General features: G+C 32.1%; 1 protein-coding gene. It reads left to right on the forward strand.

Translation table 11 applies throughout. The features are described from left to right. Positions 1-616, forward strand: a 616-nt coding sequence (locus Q0807_RS18850) for an IS110 family transposase (protein ID WP_367180283.1), incomplete at both ends; no start/stop codon positions are given.

Consider the following 616-nt stretch of genomic DNA (forward strand, 5'->3'; position numbering starts at 1 on the left):
TTGTTATGAATAAATATAAAGAAATTTATGGAATTGACATCAGTAAAGATGTCTTTGATGTTTATGGTTCAAAAAGTGGACATAATCAATTTAAAAATGAAGCCAAAGGTTTTGTGTGCTTCCTAAAGGATTTAGAAAAAGACGTTTTGATAGTCATGGAAGCTACAGGCTATTATCATTATCGTTTAGCACAGTTTTTATACAAATCAGGCATCCAAGTTTCTGTAGTAAATCCATTATCTGTAAAGCGATTTATCCAGATGAAATTAGCTAAGGTAAAAACAGATAAAAGTGATGCTAAAGCGATAAGTGAGTATGGAGAGATGAATGATGTTCCATTGTACACGGCTTTAACAGATGTTCAGAGTGAGTGTTTGCAATTGTTTAGACTATTAGATAGTTATATAAAACACAGAACAGCGACACAGAACAAACTAAAAGGCGAAGAAGTCTTAGGTATTCCTTCAAGGTTTGTTTATCGTTCTTTAACTCGAAATTTAAAACATTTAAACAAAGAAGTTTTAGCATTGGAATCCCGTTTACTGGAGCTTGTTAAACAAGACCAGCAACATCAATTAACGTTATTAAAAAGTATTCCAGGTATGGGTGTAAAAAC

Source organism: uncultured Winogradskyella sp. (assembly GCF_947495255.1).
Taxonomy (GTDB): domain Bacteria; phylum Bacteroidota; class Bacteroidia; order Flavobacteriales; family Flavobacteriaceae; genus Winogradskyella.